This is a genomic window from Pseudomonas rosaeacicularis, from assembly GCF_057128745.1.
In genome coordinates, this window is sequence record NZ_JBSKHT010000010.1 from 69,623 (window position 1) to 85,563 (window position 15,941).

13 protein-coding genes and 1 riboswitch are annotated in these 15,941 nt (G+C 59.0%); of the genes, 7 read left to right on the forward strand and 6 right to left on the reverse strand.

What is annotated here, in order from left to right; translation table 11 throughout:
• Positions 1 to 48 precede the first annotated feature (48 nt).
• On the forward strand, positions 49 to 840 hold the full coding sequence (otnI, locus tag ACWKWM_RS14385) for a 2-oxo-tetronate isomerase (protein WP_483846776.1): 792 nt from the start codon (positions 49 to 51) through the stop codon (positions 838 to 840).
• A 189-nt stretch (positions 841 to 1,029) separates the two neighbouring features.
• Here the strand turns inward: otnI and ACWKWM_RS14390 are convergent, their stop codons facing one another.
• A complete protein-coding gene (locus tag ACWKWM_RS14390) occupies positions 1,030 to 1,434 on the reverse strand; it encodes an acyl-CoA thioesterase (RefSeq protein WP_483846777.1) in 405 nt (134 codons plus the stop codon).
• A gap of 198 nt (positions 1,435 to 1,632) precedes the next feature.
• Positions 1,633 to 1,744: riboswitch (S-adenosyl-L-homocysteine riboswitch) on the forward strand.
• A gap of 20 nt (positions 1,745 to 1,764) precedes the next feature.
• Between ACWKWM_RS14390 and ahcY the strand changes: the two genes are divergently transcribed.
• The 4 genes from ahcY to rhlE2 all read left to right on the forward strand — a co-directional run bounded on the left by ahcY (position 1,765) and on the right by rhlE2 (position 7,558).
• On the forward strand, positions 1,765 to 3,174 hold the full coding sequence (gene ahcY, locus ACWKWM_RS14395; protein WP_483837161.1) for an adenosylhomocysteinase: 1,410 nt from the start codon (positions 1,765 to 1,767) through the stop codon (positions 3,172 to 3,174).
• 151 nt (positions 3,175 to 3,325) lie between these two features.
• A complete protein-coding gene (metF, locus tag ACWKWM_RS14400) occupies positions 3,326 to 4,171 on the forward strand; it encodes a methylenetetrahydrofolate reductase [NAD(P)H] (RefSeq protein ID WP_483846778.1) in 846 nt (281 codons plus the stop codon).
• A 120-nt stretch (positions 4,172 to 4,291) separates the two neighbouring features.
• Entirely contained in the window at positions 4,292 to 5,371 is a 1,080-nt protein-coding gene (locus tag ACWKWM_RS14405; protein WP_483846931.1) for a hypothetical protein, read from the forward strand.
• Positions 5,372 to 5,644: 273 nt separating this feature from the next.
• Entirely contained in the window at positions 5,645 to 7,558 is a 1,914-nt protein-coding gene (gene rhlE2 / locus ACWKWM_RS14410; protein WP_483846779.1) for an RNA helicase RhlE2, read from the forward strand.
• A 198-nt stretch (positions 7,559 to 7,756) separates the two neighbouring features.
• Here the strand turns inward: rhlE2 and ACWKWM_RS14415 are convergent, their stop codons facing one another.
• The 3 genes from ACWKWM_RS14415 to ACWKWM_RS14425 all read right to left on the reverse strand — a co-directional run bounded on the left by ACWKWM_RS14415 (position 7,757) and on the right by ACWKWM_RS14425 (position 11,009).
• Entirely contained in the window at positions 7,757 to 8,353 is a 597-nt protein-coding gene (locus ACWKWM_RS14415) for a YceI family protein (protein WP_483837165.1), read from the reverse strand.
• A gap of 30 nt (positions 8,354 to 8,383) precedes the next feature.
• Complete coding sequence (locus tag ACWKWM_RS14420) at positions 8,384 to 8,935, reverse strand: cytochrome b (protein ID WP_483846780.1); 552 nt, start codon at positions 8,933 to 8,935, stop codon at positions 8,384 to 8,386.
• 295 nt (positions 8,936 to 9,230) lie between these two features.
• A complete protein-coding gene (locus tag ACWKWM_RS14425; protein WP_483846781.1) occupies positions 9,231 to 11,009 on the reverse strand; it encodes an FAD-dependent oxidoreductase in 1,779 nt (592 codons plus the stop codon).
• A 233-nt stretch (positions 11,010 to 11,242) separates the two neighbouring features.
• On the opposite strand from ACWKWM_RS14425, the gene ACWKWM_RS14430 reads away from it, so the two are divergent.
• The gene (locus tag ACWKWM_RS14430) at positions 11,243 to 12,649 is read left to right on the forward strand and encodes an adenosylmethionine--8-amino-7-oxononanoate transaminase (protein WP_483846782.1); all 1,407 of its coding nucleotides are present in this window, start codon (positions 11,243 to 11,245) and stop codon (positions 12,647 to 12,649) included.
• A gap of 82 nt (positions 12,650 to 12,731) precedes the next feature.
• Positions 12,732 to 13,451: a 16S rRNA (uracil(1498)-N(3))-methyltransferase gene (locus ACWKWM_RS14435; RefSeq protein WP_483846783.1), complete on the forward strand. Its 720-nt coding sequence runs from the start codon at positions 12,732 to 12,734 to the stop codon at positions 13,449 to 13,451.
• A 115-nt stretch (positions 13,452 to 13,566) separates the two neighbouring features.
• Here the strand turns inward: ACWKWM_RS14435 and hydA are convergent, their stop codons facing one another.
• Positions 13,567 to 15,006 carry a dihydropyrimidinase gene (gene hydA, locus ACWKWM_RS14440; RefSeq protein ID WP_483846784.1) on the reverse strand — a complete coding sequence of 480 codons (1,440 nt, stop codon included), beginning with the start codon at positions 15,004 to 15,006 and terminating at the stop codon, positions 13,567 to 13,569.
• A gap of 13 nt (positions 15,007 to 15,019) precedes the next feature.
• Entirely contained in the window at positions 15,020 to 15,916 is an 897-nt protein-coding gene (locus ACWKWM_RS14445; RefSeq protein WP_483846785.1) for an allantoinase PuuE, read from the reverse strand.
• Positions 15,917 to 15,941 lie beyond the last annotated feature (25 nt).

Consider the following 15,941-nt stretch of genomic DNA (forward strand, 5'->3'; position numbering starts at 1 on the left):
CTGACTCTAGAGACGCCAGGCGTCCGACCTTAAAAGACAGGAGTTAACATGCCTCGCTTCGCTGCTAACCTCAGCATGATGTACCCGCAACACGATTTTCTGGCCCGTTTCGGCGCTGCGGCGGCGGACGGATTCAAAGGGATCGAATACCTGTTCCCCTACGATTACACCGCCGCTGAAATCAAACTGCGCCTGGACGATTTCGGTCTTGAGCAAGCGCTGTTCAACATGCCGCCGGGTGATTTCAGCAAGGGCGAGCGAGGCATTGCGTCGCTGCCGGGCCGCGAAGAAGAATTTCGCAGCGGTTTTCAAAAAGCGCTGGAATACGCCTCCGTACTGGGCAACGACCGTATTCACGCGATGGCGGGCCTGCTGCCCAGCGAAGATCTGCGCGAACGGCATCACGCGGTGTATCTGGAAAACTTGAGCTACGCCGCCCATGAGGCAGCCAAAGTCGGAATCAAGGTACTGATCGAGCCGATCAACACCCGCGATATTCCGGGCTTCTTCCTCAACCGTCAGGATCAGGCGCAGGACATCCGCAAGGCCATCGGCGCTGACAATCTGCTGGTGCAGTTCGACTGCTACCACTGCCAGATCGTCGAAGGCGACGTGACCGCCAAACTGCGCCGCGACTTCGCCGGCATTGGCCACATTCAGATTGCCGGCGTACCGGATCGTCACGAGCCGAACATCGGCGAAGTGAATTACCCGTGGCTGTTCGAAGAGCTTGATCGCCTGGGTTATACAGGTTGGGTCGGCTGTGAATACCGCCCGAAAGGCGACACCAGCGAAGGTTTGCAGTGGCTGCGGGATTGGTGGGCGAAAAACCCGGCTTGACGCAACCGCCTGCTCCTACAGGCTTGATGTGCACTCTCTTTTCAACAGCGATAAAAATCAATGTGGGAGCGGACCTGTCCGCGAATACGGTATGCCTGGCGACGGAAATCTATCGGCTGTACCGGCCTATTCGCGGACAGGTCCGCTCCCACAGGAACGATGTCATTCCGTTGGAGCGAGGCCCCATCATCACTCGTTGATCACTTCGTCCTTGAACTGATCCTTCACGTAGCTGATCTCGGTCTTGCCATGCGGTGCGGGCAGGCCGTCTTCGCCCAGATTTACGAAGACCATGGTCTCCACCGTCAGAATGCTCTTGCGGGTGATCTTGTTACGCACCTGACAGGTCAGGGTGATCGACGTACGGCCGAACTCGGTAGCCGTAATGCCCAGTTCGATGATGTCGCCCTGGCGCGAGGCGCTGACGAAGTTGATCTCCGAAATGTACTTGGTCACCACGCGCTGATTGCCCAGCTGAACGATGGCGTAGATCGCCGCTTCTTCGTCGATCCAGCGCAACAGACTGCCGCCGAACAGCGTACCGTTGGGGTTGAGGTCTTCGGGTTTTACCCATTTGCGAGTGTGGAAGTTCATGGGGGGCTCCGGGGTGTTGGGAAGACGGCAGTGGATGTGCCCCCAGCTTCAAGGTTCAAGCCTGAAGCTGCAAGTTAAAAGCAGGTCCGCTGTTGTTTACCGCCTGCCGCTTGCAGCTTGCCACTTACAGCTCAAAGAAAGATAATCGCCCCCGCTTCAAAAAACGGTCATCCCCGCTTGATACCGTTTTCCCGCCACCTGTCCGAGGGGCGCTGCAGCAGGTCAATCCTGTCAGGCTCGGATGGGGCGTTGTTTGATCAGGCTCTTGCCTACCGATCAAGCTTTAAACGCACAACGGCGCCCATTCGCACCCTACGAATGGAGACTCTTATGAGCGCTGTACTGACGCCCAACGATTTCAACGACTACAAAGTCGCCGACATGTCCCTGGCTGCCTGGGGCCGTCGCGAAACCATCATCGCCGAATCCGAAATGCCAGCCCTGATGGGCCTGCGTCGCAAATACGCCGGCGAGCAACCGCTCAAGGGCGCGAAGATCCTCGGCTGCATCCACATGACCATTCAGACTGCCGTGCTGATCGAAACCCTGGTTGCCCTGGGTGCCGAAGTACGCTGGTCCTCCTGCAACATTTTCTCCACTCAGGATCAGGCCGCTGCTGCCATTGCTGCTGCCGGCATCGCGGTTTACGCCTGGAAAGGCGAAACCGAAGAAGAATATGAGTGGTGCCTGGAGCAGACCATCCTGAAAGATGGCGCGCCTTGGGATGCCAACATGATCCTTGACGATGGCGGAGACCTGACCGAGCTGCTGCACAAAAAGTACCCGGCCATTCTGGACCGCGTTCACGGCGTGACCGAAGAAACCACCACCGGCGTTCACCGCCTGCTGGACATGCTGGCCAAGGGCGAGCTGAAAATCCCGGCCATCAACGTCAATGACTCCGTCACCAAAAGCAAAAACGACAACAAGTATGGTTGCCGTCATAGCTTGAACGACGCTATCAAGCGCGGCACCGACCACCTGCTGTCCGGCAAGCAAGCCCTGGTCATCGGCTACGGCGACGTGGGCAAGGGCTCGGCTCAGTCGCTGCGTCAGGAAGGCATGATCGTCAAAGTCACCGAAGTCGATCCGATCTGCGCCATGCAAGCCTGCATGGACGGTTTCGAACTGGTTTCGCCGTTCATCGATGGCGAAAACGACGGCACCGAAGCGAGCATCGACAAAGCGCTGCTGGGCAAGATCGATCTGATCGTGACCACCACCGGTAACGTCAACGTCTGCGACTCGAACATGCTCAAAGCGCTGAAAAAACGCGCCGTGGTCTGCAACATCGGGCATTTCGACAACGAGATCGACACCGCTTTCATGCGCAAGAACTGGGCATGGGAAGAAGTGAAGCCACAGGTGCACAAGATTCACCGCACCGGTGCTGGCAGCTTCGATCCGCAAAACGACGATTACCTGATCCTGCTGGCCGAAGGTCGTCTGGTGAACCTGGGCAACGCGACCGGTCACCCAAGCCGCATCATGGACGGCTCGTTTGCCAACCAGGTGCTGGCGCAGATCTTCCTGTTCGGCCAGAAGTACGCTGACCTGAGCCCTGCTCAGAAAGCCGAACGCCTGACCGTTGAAGTGCTGCCCAAGAAACTGGACGAAGAAGTGGCCCTGGAAATGGTCCGCGGTTTCGGCGGCGTCGTGACCAAACTGACCAAGACCCAGGCCGACTACATCGGTGTTGGCGTCGAAGGCCCGTTCAAGCCGCACGCTTATCGTTACTGATCCAGCCTGAAACGCTGTTCATGTAGGAGCGAGCTTGCCCGCGATCGAGATGTGTCAGCACGGCCACTGCTGACTGACACACCGATATCGCGGGCAAGCGCGCTCCTACAGGACTTCGGCGTTTGTCGAATGCGCTTTCAAGGATATCGTCATGTCCCAAAACCACGGCTTCAGCTTCGAGTTCTTCCCCACGAAGACCGACGCTGGACATGAAAAACTGATGAACGTGGCTCGCCAACTGGCCAGCTACAACCCCGATTTTTTCTCCTGCACGTACGGTGCAGGTGGCTCGACGCGGGATCGTACGATCAACACCGTGTTGCAGCTGGAAAAAGAAGTGAACGTGCCTGCCGCACCGCATTTGTCCTGCGTGGGCGACAGCAAGGCTGACTTGCGCGGCCTGCTCAATCAGTACAAAGAGGCTGGCATCAAGCGCATCGTTGCCCTGCGCGGCGATTTGCCGTCGGGCATGGGCATGTCCAGCGGCGAGTTGCGTTATGCGGCCGATCTGGTCAGCTTCATTCGTGAAGAAACCGGCGATCACTTCCATATCGAAGTCGCGGCGTATCCGGAGATGCACCCGCAAGCGCGCAACTTCGAGCACGACATCAACAACTTTGTGGCCAAGGCAAACGCCGGTGCTGACAGTGCGATCACTCAGTACTTCTTCAACGCCGACAGCTATTTCTACTTTGTCGACCGCGTTCAAAAGCTGGGTGTGAACATCCCGATCGTGCCGGGCATCATGCCGATCACCAATTACAGCAAGCTCGCTCGCTTTTCTGACGCGTGCGGTGCAGAAATTCCACGCTGGATTCGCAAACAGCTGGAAGCTTATGGCGATGATTCGCCGAGCATTCAGAAATTTGGCGAACAGGTCATCACAGAAATGTGTGAGCGGTTGTTACAAGGCGGCGCGCCAGGTTTGCATTTCTACACGCTGAACCAGGCAGAGCCTAGCCTGGCGGTGTGGAACAACCTGAAACTGTCCCGTTAAAGCACCGCTGAACTCGGTCTGGTCAGCTCCGTCACATTAGGGCAACGTTTTATCGGTAGGTTTCCTCAAGCGAGGCCTGCCGACGCCTTAATCGAGACGGATACCCAGCAGTTGACCTCCATAAACAAAATCGCGTCACGCCCCCAACTCGTTTACCTTGCCTTCGGTGCCGAGACGTATCATCAGGAAGCTGTTTTCAGCATCGCCAGTGCACTCGCCGGCATGCGGGAGACATCCGAGCTGCCGCTGGACATTCAAGTCTTCAGCGACGATCCAGCGCCCTACCGCCACTTGCCTGTCCGTGTTCGGCGTTTCGATGCCCCGACCCGACGTGCATGGAGCGGTCCTCACGGGTATCATTTTCGCTGCAAGCAAGTGCTGGTGCGCAAGGTGCTGGAAGAGTGCGAAAAAGCCATTCTCATCGACACCGACACTTTCTTTCACCAGAGCCCCATGAAGCTGTTCGAGCGTGTAGAACCCGGCAAGCTGCTGTGCAATGCATTCACCTTGCGCTATGACGCCTGCAAACAAACCATCCTGTACACCGCGCTCGCGGACAAGCTCGCTCAACGGGGCCTTGCCGACGACAGCATGCCGCTGCTCAATTCAGGCGTGATCGGGCTGACCCGGAACGACGCAGAGATCCTCGACCGGTCCGTCGAGATGATGGATGAGTTTTTCCCCATCACACCCGGCGCGATCACTCTGGAAGAGTTTTGTCTGGCCGTGGCGGCTTACCGGAATATGGAGGTCAACGAGTGCCCTGACCTGATTCACCACTACTGGAGCCGCAAGCAGTTGTTTCGCGCCAAAGTGCGGGCCTGGCTCAGCAAGCATGGCGATAATCCCACCAGCCAATGCGGCCTGGACGACACACGCAGAGTGACCGCGAGCCTGCCTCGTCCGCCGGCCTGGCAGCGCTTGATGTACAAAGGCGCGATGTTCGCGGTGCCACAGGATCAACGTCAGTTTGTCCGCGAAGTGCTTTACGGCTGCTGCGATTATCCCAATGAATTTGACCAGGCCTGCTCGCAAGTCTGGTGGGACAAGGCTCTTAGCAACGCCGAGCAGCGCATGGACCAACCCATTGCTCCGGAAAAGCTTGAACAATGGCTTGACCATTGGGCGGTGCGGCAAATACTCGGGCATCAGCGCAAGGCGGTGTATCAGCACCTGCTGCAGCGCCGAAATGGCCAATAAACCAGAAAAAAGCCGTTTAGCAGCATGAACACAGCGCGGGGTGATTGCTCTGTTATACTCCGGCGTCCCCGCCAGGCTTACGCCCGGATGCTCGGTCTCGCAGAAAGCACTCGATCACACCAGCAGCGCATTTTTCGTTCTCGCGCTCATGTCACGAGTTGAACTTACAGACCCGACAGTACCGGACGGGATTGCGTCATCTGCACGCACATTCGCGCCGGGTAGATTATTCCCCCTTGGGCCAACGTGGCCCTAATTAAGACAGGATTACTCATGTCCTTTGCTTCCCTCGGTCTCTCCGAGGCTTTAGTCAGCGCCATCGAGGCAGCTGGCTATACCCAGCCTACTCCGGTGCAACAGCGGGCCATTCCCGCCGTGTTGCAAGGCCGCGACCTGATGGTTGCCGCTCAGACAGGTACTGGTAAAACCGGTGGTTTCGCCCTCCCGATTCTGGAGCGCCTTTTCCCCGCCGGTCACCCGGACAAATCTCAACGTCATGGCCCGCGCCAACCGCGTGTACTGGTCCTGACCCCTACCCGCGAACTTGCAGCCCAGGTCCATGACAGCTTCAAGATCTACGCGAAAAACCTGAAGTTCGTCAGCGCCTGTATCTTCGGCGGTGTCGGCACCAACCCTCAGGTGCAGGCCATGGCGCGCGGCGTCGACGTACTGGTCGCCTGCCCGGGCCGCCTGCTTGACCTCGCCGGTCAAGGCAGCGTCGATCTGTCCCACGTTGAAATCCTGGTCCTCGATGAAGCCGACCGGATGCTCGACATGGGCTTTGTCCATGACGTGAAGAAAGTCCTGGCTCGTCTGCCGTCCAAGCGTCAGAACCTGCTGTTCTCGGCGACCTTCTCGTCGGACATCACGGCACTCGCGGGCAAGCTGCTGCACAACCCCGAGCGCATTGAAGTCACGCCGCCGAACACCACGGTCGAGCGTATCGAACAACGTGTTTTCCGCTTGCCGGCCAATCACAAACGCTCGTTGCTCGCGCACCTGATTACCGCAGGCGCATGGGAACAAGTGCTGGTTTTCACTCGCACCAAGCACGGCGCCAACCGTCTGGCCGAGTACCTGGACAAACACGGCCTTGCCGCTGTTGCGATCCACGGTAACAAGAGCCAGAACGCGCGGACCAAAGCTTTGGCCGACTTCAAGGCCGGTGACGTACGCATCATGGTCGCCACCGACATTGCCGCACGCGGTCTGGACATCGACCAACTGCCCCACGTCGTCAACTTCGAGCTGCCAAACGTCGATGAAGACTACGTTCACCGTATCGGCCGTACTGGCCGTGCAGGTCGTAGCGGTGAAGCCATCTCTCTGGTCGCTCCAGACGAAGAGAAGCTGCTCAAAAGCATCGAGCGCATGACCAAGCAGAAGCTGGCTGATGGCGATCTGATGGGTTTTGACATCAACTCGGTCGAAGCTGAAAAGCCTGAAGTGCGTGAACGTCCGGACGTGCGCAACCCGCGCAATGCCCGTGGCCCGCGCGGCGATGGCCCCAATGGCGGCGGTGGTGGTGGCGGTCGCAAGGACAAAGGCAAAGACAAGGGTAAAGAGAAGCCGGCCGCTGCAGCCGCTTCAGGCGAACGCCCGGCGCGTCCGGCCCGTCCGCAAAAGCCTCGTCAGGGCACACCGGCAGGCGAAACCCGCCAGGCCCAGCCTTCGGCCCCACGCGGCGACCGTGCTCCAGATGAGTTTCTGGATGACGAAGTGGACAACTTCGGTAATCGCGCTGATTACGTCAGCCCGTACCCAAACAAGACCCAGAGCCGTGGTCGTCGCCCGGGCGCTCCAGCCACTGGCGCAGCTCCAGCGCCACGCGGTCCGAGCCAGGGCCGTAGTGGTCCGCGTAGCGGTACCGGCGCTGCAACCGGCACTGGTGCCCCGGCAGGTTCGGGTGCTCCGGCAGCCAAGCGCAATAACCCACGCAATGGCCCGGCCCGTGATGGTCAGGCTCGTCGTGAGGAACAACCGCGCAACCGTCGCCCTGCTCGTGAAGACCAGCCAGCGCGTCAAGAGCCAGCCGTTCGCGGTCCGCGCGATGGTCAGCCCGCACCGAAGATCATGCACAAAGAGTCCAAGAACGATCGCTTCCCGTCCGCCGAGCAGCTCGATCAACTGCCAAGCCGCCCACGCGGTGAAAAACCAGCCCTGCTGACCCGCAACCGCGAAGGTTAAGCAGCGCTGAACCAAAAACGCCCCGACTGGTTCGGGGCGTTTTTGTGTGTGGCGTTCGCACATCCTGTAGGAGCCAACTGGTTGGCGAGAGGCCTTTGCGTCGTGTCAGGTATATCGCCTCGCGAACAAGTTCGCTCCTACAGTGACCACACAAAAACGCCGACCCTGAGGTCGGCGTTTTTTGTGCAGCAGCCCGTCTTACTTGGCTTTGACGCCTTCGAACGAGATGACCAGATCCATTGTGTCGGACTGTGGACCCAGGTCCATCATCTTGCCGAAATCAGAACGCTTGATCGAAGTGGTGCCTTCGAAGCCTGCGCGGTAGCCGCCCCATGGATCTTTGCCTTCGCCCAGGAATGTGGTCTTGACCACAACTGGCTTGGTCACGCCGTGCATGGTCAGGTCGCCAGTCACGTCAGCAGTGACTTTGCCATCAGCGTTCTTGCCGGTGGTTTTCACGCTGGTGGAAACGAACTTGGCGTCAGGGAAGCTGGCAACGTCCAGGAAGTCCTTGCTGCTGATGTGCTTGTCGCGTTCAGCGTGGTTGGTGAAAACGCTGGCGGTTTTCACGTCGATGCTGATTTTGCTGTCTTCAGGCTTGGCGGCGTCGAAGCTGAACGTACCGGTCCAGTCTTTGAACGAGCCGTAGATGAAGCTGTAGCCCAAGTGGCTGATCTTGAAGTTGATGAAGGCGTGCTGGCCTTCCTTGTCGATCGTGTAGTCAGCGGCCATGGCCTGACCAGCAGTCAGCAATGCAGTACCGAGGGCCAGTGCAGCAAGGGTCTTTTTCAACATGCGATGTTTCCTTTCAATTAAGTGAGCACATCAGGCCTTGCGGCCCAGCATACGAACAAGGGTCGCATCACGATCAATGAAGTGATGCTTCAAAGCAGCCAGGCCATGGAGTACCGCAAATATCACCAGAACCCAGGCGAGATACAAATGCACAACACCGGCAACGTCCGCCTGGTCGGGCAGTCCGCTGATCAATGCGGGCACTTCAAACAAACCAAACACCGGAATCCCGACACCGTCTGCGGTGGAAATCAGGTAACCGGCGAACATCACCAAGAACAAATCCAGATAGAGGAACGCGTGGCCAAGCGTAGCAGCGACTTTAATGAAGCGGCTGTGGCTGGCTGGCGCTGGCGGCGGCGGGCTGACAAAACGCCAGACCACTCGCAGCAGCATGAACAGAAACAGGGTAATGCCGATGCTTTTGTGCAAATCCGGACCGGCTTTACGCCAAGTGTCGTAATAGCCCAGACCGACCATCCACAGGCCCAGCGCGAACATGCCGAACACCGTCAGCGCGACACCCCAATGCAAAACGATGCTTATCCAGCCATAACGAGAAGAAGAGTTGCGTAGTTGCATCGCGGATATCCTGTAAATGCTGTGAGAAGACTATCTTTTTACCTATCGAAAGAAAGCGCAAAATTTCGCTCTGAAATATCAGGAAATACGATTGAAATTTCCTGTCGCATTTTTTCCGAATTCGATTAACGGAATGTTACGTGGCGTACCTGTGGGAGCGAACTTGTTCGCGATGCAATACCCCTGACACACCTCACCGCCAGCCTCGCCAACAAGTTGTCTCCTACAGACGGAGTGAGCATAAAAAAAGGCGCGGTCCGGGGACCGCGCCTTTCTCATTTCAGCGCTTGAGCAATCAGTTGCTCGGCGCCGGTGCCGGAGCAGCAGGTGTTGCTGCCTTTTCAGTCGACTTGGCCGAAGCTTTTTTAGGGGCCTCGGTTTTGGCTGCAGGCTTGTGGGTCGCAGCCGGTTTGGCGGGCGCCTTCTTCACGGGCTCCTTTTTCACAGCCTCTTTCTTGACCGGTGCTTTCTTGGCCGGCTCAACGACCGCAGGCTTGGCTGGCTCGACCACTGGCGCAGGCGGCGGCGTCACAGGAGCGGGCGCAGGTGCTGGAGTCGGTTCTGGCGCTTTCTCAACCGGCTTGGCCTCTGGCTTAGAGCCGCCAAACATGTTCGAGAAAAACGCGCCCACACCGCCACCAGCAGCTTTCGGTGCTTCCGGAGCTTTCGGAGGCGGCGCTTTCACAGGTTCGAACGACTTGCCCGCTGCCAGATCCTGAACCTGGCTGGCCGCACGCTGACCGGTACGCAGCGCGCCCTCCAGCGTGCCCGGATACAGCGCGTCAGTGTGCTCGCCAGCAAAGGCTACGCGCTGCAGAGGACGTTCCCACAGGCGCCAATATTTGCTGATCTGCCCTGGACCGAACGCCAGATAGGCGCCACCGGTGGAGGGATCAACACTGGAGCGACGAATTTCATAGCCGGTGTAAGCGCCACGGGCTTGCGGATAGAAGGTGTGCAGACGAATCAGCACCTGATCCACCATCTGCTTGTCACCGAAGGCCTGCATGATCCGCGCATTGTCGCCGGACAGGTTGATCACCGCGTTAGCGCCACCTTTAAGTGCCGGTTCGATCCACAGCATGCCCAAGCCGGTGTTGCTGTATATCTCACCGGTCATGCGCGCTTTGCTTTCCCAGACCGGGGTCTTGAACTTGAGCATGATCTGGTCGTGCCAACCGTAGTTGGTGCTCTTGATAGCGCCCTGATGCTGAGCGTCCAGCGCAGGCGTCATGGTGATCTTGCTCAGGGCACGCAGCGGCACTGCCAGCACGACGTATTCAGCTTCGTAACCGACCGAACCAACCTTGACGGTCACGCCGTCTTTGTCCTGATTAATTGCGGATACCGGCGAGTTGGTCTTGACGACTTTGATCTGCTTGACGAACTCGTCAGCCAGCAGAGCGCTGCCACCGGGCAGGCGAGCGGCACGGCGGTCGCGGTCTTCAACGTCGCGATTGACCCGCGCTTGCTGCGCGAAGTACAGCAGCGACAAACGCGAAGGCTCGTCGTATCGGGTACGAATCTGCTGATTGATCAATTGCCGAGCAGTGGCTGGCAGGCTCAAACGATCCAGCCAGTTGGCGACGTTGATCTGGTCCAGCGCAAACAAGGTGCTGTTGGCAGCAGGGTTCAGCGGGTCGGTGATCGAGCGCGCGATGTCGTCGATGGCCGCGTCATAGCGCTTCATGGCTTCGGCGGTCGCAGGCTGCTTGGTAGCGAGATCGGCAGCGGAGAAGTATTCGCCGTCGATGAGGTAACTGGGGGTGCGCACGAACTCAGGCGCAGGGACGGTCTTCAACTTGAAACGGTCCAGGTACTGATTGAGCAACGGCTGCGCCTTGGCGTTACCGAACCATTCACTGCCAGCAAGGCCCGAGCGGCCGCCGACTGTGGGTTTGGCCTCAAGTACGGTCACTTGCCAGCCCTTGGCCTGAAGTTCGTAAGCGGCCGTGAGGCCTGCCATGCCCCCACCCACAACAATGGCCGTGTGCGGTTTATCCACAGCGAGCGCCGAAGCGCTGACCAGCCCAATCATCACCAGCGCACAGGCGCGCAGCCAACCAGAAAGCATTCAGCAAACTCCGGAAAAAACGTAGGAATTGTCGGGCTTTAACGCCCAATTCTTTGAAGAGGCGCGAAGGATACGCCAGCCGTTGAACGCCCGCCAGCAATGTCCGTCGAGCACCTAAAACGGCTGTGATTGGCGCTAAAGGTTGTCCCTTGGCAATGCATTGCATAGGCTTGCGCGATTGTTTGGCCTCGTTTCGTGCGAGTGGTCAACGGCACAGCCTGAGGAGATCAATGATGGGCCTGAATAATCAGTGGATGCAGCGCGACCTCAAGGTCCTGTGGCATCCCTGCACCCAGATGAAAGACCACGAAAACCTGCCGCTGATACCGATCAAGCGTGGCGAGGGGGTCTGGCTGGAGGACTTCGAAGGCAAGCGTTATCTGGACGCGGTCAGTTCCTGGTGGGTCAACGTGTTTGGTCACGCCAACCCGCGTATCAATCAGCGCATCAAGGATCAGGTCGATCAACTTGAGCACGTGATCCTGGCCGGCTTCAGCCACCAGCCGGTGATCGAGTTGTCCGAGCGTCTTGTGGCAATGACGCCGGAAGGCCTGACACGCTGCTTCTACGCCGATAACGGTTCTTCGTGCATTGAAGTCGCACTGAAAATGAGCTTTCACTACTGGCTCAATCGCGGCAAACCCGACAAAAAGCGCTTCGTTACCCTGACCAACAGCTACCACGGCGAAACTATGGCGGCGATGTCGGTGGGCGACGTGCCGCTGTTCACCGAGACTTACAAAGCACTGCTGCTGGACACCATCAAGGTGCCTAGCCCGGATTGCTATCACCGCCCGGAAGGCATGAGCTGGGAGGAACACTCGCGCAACATGTTCGCCGCCATGGAGCAGACGCTGGCGGAGAATCACGACACCGTGGCCGCTGTGATCATCGAGCCGCTGATTCAAGGCGCTGGCGGCATGCGCATGTACGATCCGATTTACCTCAAGCTACTGCGCGACGCGTGCGACCGTTACGGCGTGCACCTGATCCATGACGAGATTGCAGTGGGTTTCGGCCGCACCGGCACCATGTTCGCCTGCGAGCAAGCCGGCATCCGACCGGATTTCCTGTGTTTGTCCAAAGCATTGACTGGTGGTTACCTGCCGTTGGCGGCGTGCATCACCACCGATGACGTCTACGATGCGTTCTATGACGACTACCCAACACTCCGGGCTTTCCTGCATTCCCACAGCTACACCGGGAATCCGCTGGCCTGCGCGGCGGCATTGGCGACGCTCGATATTTTCGAGCAGGACAACGTCATCGAGAACAACAAGGCCTTGGCGCTGCGTATGAAAACCGCGACGGCGCATCTGGTGGATCACCCGAACGTGTCCGAAGTGCGTCAGACCGGGATGGCCATTGCTTTCGAGATGGTCCAGGACAAAGCGACAAAAGCCGCGTACCCGTGGCAGGAGCGTCGTGGTTTGAAGGTGTTTGAACATGCGCTGACGCGGGGTGCATTGCTGCGCCCGTTGGGCAGCGTGGTGTACTTTTTGCCGCCGTATGTCATTACACCCGAACAAATTGATTTCTTGGCCGAGGTGGCGACTGAAGGCATCGACATCGCGACGCGGACCCATATCAGCGTGGCCGTGCGCGAGAATTTCCATCCCGATTTTCGTGATCCGGGTTAATAAACACAAAACCCAACGCTGATCGTTCCCACGCTCCGCGTGGTAACGCTACCCGTGACTGTTTATTTGCAGAGAAACAACCATGAGACTCTCCCGCTTTTTTATCGAAGCCGCTCTGAGCCACGGCGAACACGAACTGCCGGAAGCCCAGGCGCATTACATCGGGCGCGTGCTGCGTATGGCCGAGGGTGACGCTGTGCAGCTGTTCGACGGCACTGGCACAGAGTTTCGCGCCACGCTGATCGAAGTCGGCAAAAAGCGCGTTCGGGTGCAGATCGATGAATGCTTTCCCGGCTTGGCCGAGTCGGCGCTACAGATCCACCTGGGCCAAGGACTGTCTCGTGGCGAGCGCATGGATTGGGCCATCCAGAAAGCAACCGAGCTGGGCGTGACTCAAATCACCCCGATCATCAGCGAGCGCTGCGAAGTCCGGCTCAAGGACGAGCGCGCCGAGAAACGCCAGGCCCATTGGCAGCAGATCGCGATCAGTGCGTGTGAGCAATGCGGTCGCTCAGTTGTCCCGACCGTCAATCCGCCTGTGACCTTGGCTGAATGGCTCAAGCACACTGAAGCCGATCTGAAGCTGGTGCTGCATCCGGTGGCCGAACCGCTGATCAGTCATGAAAAGCCGACGAGCCTAGCGTTTCTGATCGGGCCCGAAGGCGGTCTGAATGAAGCAGAAGTCGATCAGGCGCAAGACGCCGGTTTCCACGCAGCCCGCCTCGGCCCGCGCGTGCTGCGCACGGAAACCGCGCCGGTGGTGGCGTTGAGCATTGCGCAGCAGCTTTGGGGGGATTTCTAGAGCACTGACTCTGTAGGAGCGAATTCATTCGCGAGACGGCATGTGAGGCACTTGTGATTTATCGTCTGTACCGGCCTCTCGCGAATAAATTCGCTCCTACAGATTCGATTTCAGATCAAATACCAGGCAACTCACTCTGCCGCCGCCGCACCTTAGCCGGCTCCGGCCGCGCACAGGGCAGGAACACGCCGCGCCCCGGGGTACCCAGCGCCCGCCCATCCCACACTCGCTCCCCTCGCGCGAAGGTCATCGCCGGCCATGCACTCAGGCGCATGCCTTCGTACGGCGTGTAATCGACGTGATGGTGCAGCAAATCGTTAGTCAGTTCGAAATCCAGCCCTTCGTCCCAGATCACCAGGTCCGCATCTGCACCAATCGCGATGCTGCCCTTGCGCGGGTACAGACCATAAAGCCGCGCGGCATTGGTCGAGGTCAGCGCGACAAATTCCTGCGGGGTGATGCGTCCGGTCCCAACGCCTTCGGACCACAGCAGCGCCATGCGCGTTTCGATCCCCGGAATGCCGTTGGCGACCTCGGAAAAAGGCGCGTGCTCACCATGAGCGCGCTTGCCGTCGGAGCCTTCGTAGCGAAACGGCGCATGGTCCGACGAGAACACTTCGAACGAGCCGTTTTGCAAACCATCCCAGATCACCTGCTGATTGGCCGCATCACGAGGCGGGGGGCTGCAGATGCATTTGGCACCCTCGAAACTGTCGTCACAGCCCAACGAGTCAGCCGTCAAAAACAGATACTGCGGGCATGTCTCGCCGTAGACCTTCAAACCGTGGCTCTGCGCCCAGCGGATTTGCTCGATGGCCTCACGCCCGGAGACATGCACGATGAGGATCGGCACATCGACCAGCTCCGCCAAAGCAATCGCTCGATGCGTGGCCTCGCGCTCCACCAGCATTGGCCGGGACGTGGCGTGATAACGGGGCGCGCTGTGCCCTGCCGCCAACAAGCGCTCGGTCAGCCAGGCGATGCAGTCGCTGTTTTCGGCGTGGAGCATGACCATCGCACCTTCGGCCCGCGCCACCGACAGGGTTTCCAGAATCTCCCGATCATTGAGTTTCAGCGCGTCGTAGGTCATGTAGATCTTGAACGAGGTGTAGCCCTCGGCGATCAGCTCCGGCAGCTCGCGACGCAACACGTCTTCGGTGGGGTCGGTGACGATCAAGTGAAACGCGTAGTCGATCAGCGCCTTGCCGTCGGCGCGTCGATGATAGTCCTCCACTGCCGCGCGCAGGCTTTGGCCCTTCTGCTGGCAGGCAAACGGGATCACGGTGGTTGTCCCGCCACACGCAGCTGAACGGGTGCCGCTTTCAAAATCATCGGCCATCACCGAACCATCGCCGGTGGGCTGATCCAGATGCACATGGCTGTCGATCCCGCCTGGCGTAACGGTGCGCCCAGCCGCATCGATTTCCTCGGTGGCGCCCTGCAACCCCAGGCCGAGTGCGACGATTTTGTCGTCACGCACGCCTATATCGCAAAGGAAGCTGTCCGCAGCCGTTACCACGTTGGCGTTACGAATGATCAGATCGAAAGCCTGCATGTCGTGCTCTCCGTCAGGCGCGGGTCATCCAGGCCTTGGCAATTTCTTCCCGGGTGGTGAACCACACGCCTTCCTGGGCCTGGGCGTACTCGATGAATTGCTTGATCGCTCGCACCCGCCCCGGACGCCCGACCATGCGCGGGTGCAACCCGATGGACATCATTCGCAGGCCATCAGCGGCTTCTTCGTACAGCACATCGAAACTTTCCTTCATGTATTCGAGAAAGTCCGACGCCTGAGACAAGCCTGGCGAGTTCCAGTAACGGAAGTCGTTAACGTCGCTGGTGTAAGGCACCACCAAATGCTGTTTGCCCTCGACGTCGACGAAATACGGCACGTCGTCGTTGTAGGCATCGGAGTCATAGAGAAAACCGCCCTCCTCGGCCACGAGCCGACGAGTGTGGACGCTGGCGCCATAACGGCAATACCAGCCCACCGGGCGCTTGCCGCAAGTGCGTTCGAAGGATTCGATGGCCAGACGAATGTGCTCGCGCTCCTCGGCTTCGGTCAGGCGGAAGACTTCTTCCCAGCGATAACCGTGGCTGCAAATCTCATGGCCCAGTTCGACAGCGGCCTTCGCCACGTCGGGGTTCTGCTCGAATGCCACGGCGCAGGCATGAAAGGTGGCCGGGACGTTGGCCTTTTCCAGGATGTCGAGAATCCGCCAGATGCCCACACGGGCGCCGTACTCGTACATCGACTCCATCGCCAGATTGCGCACGCCATCCGGGAATTGGTAGCTGCCCCACTCGGTCATGCTCTCCTGATCGGGGTCGCCCATGGCCAGAGAACGCTCGGAGCCTTCTTCGTAGTTGATGACAAAGTTGATGGCCAGTCGCGCGCCATTGGGCCAGGTGCCTTGAGGGCGCTGCCGGCCATAGCCGACCAGATCTCGAACGGGTGTAGCCATGGGAACAGTCTCCTGCGACGTACAA

What these genes read in the sequence shown, in the direction of transcription:
- rhlE2 (WP_483846779.1), top strand. Translation starts at nt 5,645, where the DNA reads ATGTCCTTTGCTTCCCTCGGTCTCTCCGAGGCTTTAGTCAGCGCCATC.
- ACWKWM_RS14415 (WP_483837165.1), bottom strand. Translation starts at nt 8,353, where the DNA reads ATGTTGAAAAAGACCCTTGCTGCACTGGCCCTCGGTACTGCATTGCTG.
- ahcY (WP_483837161.1), top strand. Translation starts at nt 1,765, where the DNA reads ATGAGCGCTGTACTGACGCCCAACGATTTCAACGACTACAAAGTCGCC.
- metF (WP_483846778.1), top strand. Translation starts at nt 3,326, where the DNA reads ATGTCCCAAAACCACGGCTTCAGCTTCGAGTTCTTCCCCACGAAGACC.
- hydA (WP_483846784.1), bottom strand. Translation starts at nt 15,006, where the DNA reads ATGCAGGCTTTCGATCTGATCATTCGTAACGCCAACGTGGTAACGGCT.
- ACWKWM_RS14420 (WP_483846780.1), bottom strand. Translation starts at nt 8,935, where the DNA reads ATGCAACTACGCAACTCTTCTTCTCGTTATGGCTGGATAAGCATCGTT.
- otnI (WP_483846776.1), top strand. Translation starts at nt 49, where the DNA reads ATGCCTCGCTTCGCTGCTAACCTCAGCATGATGTACCCGCAACACGAT.
- ACWKWM_RS14425 (WP_483846781.1), bottom strand. Translation starts at nt 11,009, where the DNA reads ATGCTTTCTGGTTGGCTGCGCGCCTGTGCGCTGGTGATGATTGGGCTG.
- ACWKWM_RS14445 (WP_483846785.1), bottom strand. Translation starts at nt 15,916, where the DNA reads ATGGCTACACCCGTTCGAGATCTGGTCGGCTATGGCCGGCAGCGCCCT.
- ACWKWM_RS14430 (WP_483846782.1), top strand. Translation starts at nt 11,243, where the DNA reads ATGGGCCTGAATAATCAGTGGATGCAGCGCGACCTCAAGGTCCTGTGG.
- ACWKWM_RS14390 (WP_483846777.1), bottom strand. Translation starts at nt 1,434, where the DNA reads ATGAACTTCCACACTCGCAAATGGGTAAAACCCGAAGACCTCAACCCC.
- ACWKWM_RS14435 (WP_483846783.1), top strand. Translation starts at nt 12,732, where the DNA reads ATGAGACTCTCCCGCTTTTTTATCGAAGCCGCTCTGAGCCACGGCGAA.